The organism is Thalassospira sp. UBA1131 (assembly GCF_002311515.1).
Taxonomy (GTDB): Bacteria; Pseudomonadota; Alphaproteobacteria; order Rhodospirillales; family Thalassospiraceae; genus Thalassospira.
The window spans coordinates 3188-7235 of sequence record NZ_DCAO01000065.1 but is presented as its reverse complement, the minus strand read 5'-3'; the positions used below and the strand labels follow the sequence as shown (position 1 = coordinate 7235).

Genomic DNA, 4048 nt, shown 5'->3' with positions numbered 1-4048 from the left:
TTTTTACCCATGTAGAAACCACGCATGATGGTCCATTCCGCGTCGTAACCAAGTTCCTTGGTGGTCGGAATGTCTGCAAACGGCTCGTCGAGGCGTTCCGGAGACATGACAGCGAGAACACGCAGCTCGCCGGTGCCAAGATGTGCGGTCATTTCACCGATATCACCGGTATAGACATCGATGCTGCCGCCCAGAAGACCGGTCAGGGCATCGCCGCCGCCATCATAGGCGACATAGATCATTTTGCGCGGATCACGATCGACAGACTTAAGAAGCAGGGCTGCTTTCATCCAGTCCTGCGAACCAACGGAACCACCGGCGCCAATTGCCAGGCTGCCTTCGTCTTCCTTGATCTTGTTCATCAGGTCATCAAGGGTTTTGTATTCGCTGTCTGCACGGACGATGACCGCACCGAAATCAGCACCAACAGTAGCAAGAAAACGAACGTCGTTTTCAGTCCACTCACCGTATTTACCCGTCGCGATGTTCAGAAGCGAACCCGACGAGAATGCAACGATGGCATTGGGATCATCAGTACGGGTGGTGTTGAAAAGGGTGATGGCAACCGCACCAATGCCGCCCGGCATAAAGGTCACCTGCATCGGGTCACCCAACTTGTCACCGACGCCAGCCTGGGCAACACGGCAAGTCAGGTCAAAACCGCCACCCGGCTTGGCCGGGGCAATGCATTCGGGTTTTTCAATGTCTGCGGCATGCGCGGTGCCAAAAAGGCAACCGGCCATGACAACGGAAGCTGCGAACAGCTTTTTCATAGTTGTATCCTCCCATTGGATTATTCTTTACGCGCATCAATGTTCGATCCGCATAACTGCTATACGCCACGAGACTGACATTGCCTTGACGGTATGCTGACGGGAGGCTGACTCCTTCCTGACTTGAAGCTGACATCGAGTGTAACAAATTGTAAGAAACCCAAAGCACGCCTAATATCCGGCCATGCGTATTCTTTTGATTGAAGATAATGAAACATTGGCGGAAACGATCATGGATCGTTTGCACGCGGATGGTCATGCCATCGATTGCGAGCATGATGGAGAGCTTGCGAACGATTTGCTGCGTCACAAGCAGTTCGATCTTGTTCTGATGGATGTCAATCTGCCGGGCCGTAGCGGGTTTGAAATTTTACGATCAATGCGTGCCCGCGGGGATGCCACCCCGGTCCTGATCCTGACAGCGCGGTCGGAAATCGATGACCGTTTGATCGGGCTTGATGGCGGTGCAGATGATTACATCGTCAAGCCGGTCGATCTGCGTGAACTTGCGGCACGCTGCCGCGCCCTTATCCGCCGCCGAAGCGGGGCGGCATCCAATGAATTTCGCGCCGGAAACCTTGTGTTTGATCGGGCATCAAAAGTCGCAACGATTGACGGTCGCGATATTGAATTGCGTAACCGCGAAGTACAGCTGCTTGAAATCTTCATCGGCAATCTGCAACGGGTTCTGACCAAGGAAGATCTGGCAGACAAGGTGTATTCGTTTGATGAAGCGCCGAGCATGAATGCGGTCGAGCAGATGGTCACCCGATTGCGCAAGAAATTGTCTGGTGGGCCGATTATCCTCAAGACCATTCGGGGGCTTGGGTATATTGCCCATATTGCGGATGAATAAGACGGCCAGACATCATTCTTTACGCCAGCGGCTTTTGACCAGCATGGCGGTTGGATTTGCGATCATTCTTGTCAGTATCGCGGTCGGGATCTGGAGTTATGCACGCGATGCGGCGAACCATTCCTATGACAGGCTTTTGAGTGGTGCGGCGTTTGCCATTCTGGAACGTACACTGGTGACGCCAACCGGGCCCAGTGTCGAAATTCCCTATTCGGCGCTGGAATTGATCGGTCTGGCCGAAAGTGACCGGGTTTTCTATCGTATTTTTACTGCCAATGGCAAAACCCTGACCGGGTCTGGGAATTTGCCACTGCCCGAGCAATATAAACCATCCGACCAGCCGGTATTTTTTGATACCCATTACAGCGGTGAAGACGTGCGCTTCCTGCTTCAGGGGCGGTTTCTTGCCGGAGCAGGGTATGGCGATTGGGTGGTTGTTCAGATCGGACAAACCCGAATTGCCAGAGACGCCTTTGCGCGCGAAATGATGATCAATGCGATTGCGTTACTGTTGTTGGTAACGGCCATTGGACTGGGATTTGTCTGGTTTGGGATTAACCGTGCGCTTTCGCCCCTGATCGGGATTGAACGCCAGTTGCGGCATCGCGAACCGACCGACTTTTCACCAATCGAGATCACGCCGCCGCGCGAAGTCGCCAGTCTGACCCGTTCGATCAATGGTTTGATCCTGCGCCACAAGAAAAGCCTTGATAATGCGCAGGCCTTTATCGCCGATGTGGCGCATCAAACCCGTACATCGCTTGGCGCGTTGCAAGGGTTGCTTGAAAGTGCAAGTCGCCAGTCGGACGCAGATCAGCAGCAGGCGCGTATCAAGCAGGCCGAAGAACAGGCGCAAAGAACCATTCGTCTGACCAACCAGCTGTTATCGCACGCGATGATCATTCATCGGGCAGACAATACACCATTGGCGCGCAAGGCTTTGGTTGATGTGGTGCGGACTGCCTTTGGCGACATCATTCGCGATTATCTTAAATATGATACGGAATTTTCCATCGAAAGTGACCTTGCCCCGGATGAGCAGGTGTTTGTGATGCTTGATGAAATTGGCATTCGCGAGGCGTTGCGCAATCTGGTGGATAACGCCATCAAACACGGAAAGGCACCGCATAAGATTGATATCCTGGTGCGCAAATCGGGTGAAAAATGTCACCTGATCGTTGATGACAACGGGCCGGGGATTGATGTCGGGAAACACGCATCCGTACTGGAACGGTTTTCAAGTCTGAGTACCGGTACCGGTCTTGGACTTGCCATCGTTAACGCAGTTGCCGAACGGCATCATGCGGAACTGATATTGGGGCAGTCGCCCGCTGGCGGGTTGCGTGTCGAAATGGTGTTTCCCGTGGTCGAAGGGGGGCAGGAATGACGGTATTTTTCGGACGCTTTTCGCGCGTTTGCGCGCAGGTCGCAGTTTTGGTTTTGGCGATGCTTTGGGGCACGCAGGCCCTTGCGCGTGTTCAGGTGCATGTCTGGTCGGCGACCGATACCTCGGCGGTGGAGCCCTTTATCAAGGTGTTTGAGACGAAATATCCCGACATTGACGTCGTTTATCGCGAGTTCAATACCAGCGAACTTTATCAGGTTGTCATGTACAATATTGATAACCCGAAAATGGAAGCCGATGTGATCATCAGCCCGGCGATGGATTTGCAGGTCAAGCTGGTCAATGAGGGGCTGGCCTATCGGTTCGAGCCGGAAAACGTCGATGCGATACCTAGTTGGGCCCAGTGGCGCAACGAACTTTACGGGTTTTCCTTTGAGCCGGCGGCACTTGTTTATAACAAGCAGGCGTTTGAAGGATTGGAGAGCCCGGTTTCCCATACGGATCTGTCCAATATGGTGCGCGACAATCCGGAATTGTTCAGCGGAAAGATTGGCACCTATGACATTCGCCAGTCGGGGATCGGATATTTCTTTGCCACTCAGGATGCCATTCAGAACAACCAGACATCACGTTTGACCGAAACATTCGGTCGTGCAGGCGCAAAGTTGTTTTGTTGTTCGTCGGAAATTCTCGACCGCGTTGCGACTGGGGAACTTGTACTTGGCTATAACGTGATTGGGTCCTATGCCATGGCCGCGGCACGGGAAAACCCGGATATCGGGGTTTATTTCCTGCGCGATTACACCATNNGGGCCGATGTCCGTCAATCATGTGACTGTGGGACACCTGCCCCAGCGATACCAGTCCACCCTGCCCCATCACCGACCCCTCCTCCACCGACCATTAACCGAGACCACAGCCTGGACAGCGACGNNTTATTTCCTGCGCGATTACACCATTACAATGAGCCGCACGGCCTTTGTACCCAAGACGTCCCGGGCCAAATATCAAGCGCAACTGTTCATCGACTTTTTGCTGTCGCGCGAAGGCCAGCAGGTTCTGGCAAACAATTCG

The 4048-nt window shown here is 53.5% G+C and carries 4 protein-coding genes; 3 read left to right on the top strand and 1 reads right to left on the bottom strand.

Translation table 11 applies throughout. The features are described from left to right. Nucleotides 1-773: Bug family tripartite tricarboxylate transporter substrate binding protein (locus tag B3Z49_RS09840; protein WP_296990426.1), on the bottom strand; the 773-nt coding region annotated here is incomplete at its 3' end. 184 nt (nucleotides 774-957) lie between these two features. On the opposite strand from B3Z49_RS09840, the gene B3Z49_RS09835 reads away from it, so the two are divergent. The 3 genes from B3Z49_RS09835 to B3Z49_RS22035 form a co-directional block, all read left to right on the top strand. Next, complete coding sequence (locus tag B3Z49_RS09835) at nucleotides 958-1629, top strand: response regulator transcription factor (RefSeq protein ID WP_064787357.1); 672 nt, start codon at nucleotides 958-960, stop codon at nucleotides 1627-1629. A gap of 43 nt (nucleotides 1630-1672) precedes the next feature. Next, on the top strand, nucleotides 1673-3016 hold the full coding sequence (locus B3Z49_RS09830; RefSeq protein WP_296990424.1) for a sensor histidine kinase: 1344 nt from the start codon (nucleotides 1673-1675) through the stop codon (nucleotides 3014-3016). After that, nucleotides 3013-4048: ABC transporter substrate-binding protein (locus tag B3Z49_RS22035; protein ID WP_349676377.1), on the top strand; the 1036-nt coding region annotated here is incomplete at its 3' end. The genes B3Z49_RS09830 and B3Z49_RS22035, both read left to right, overlap by 4 nt.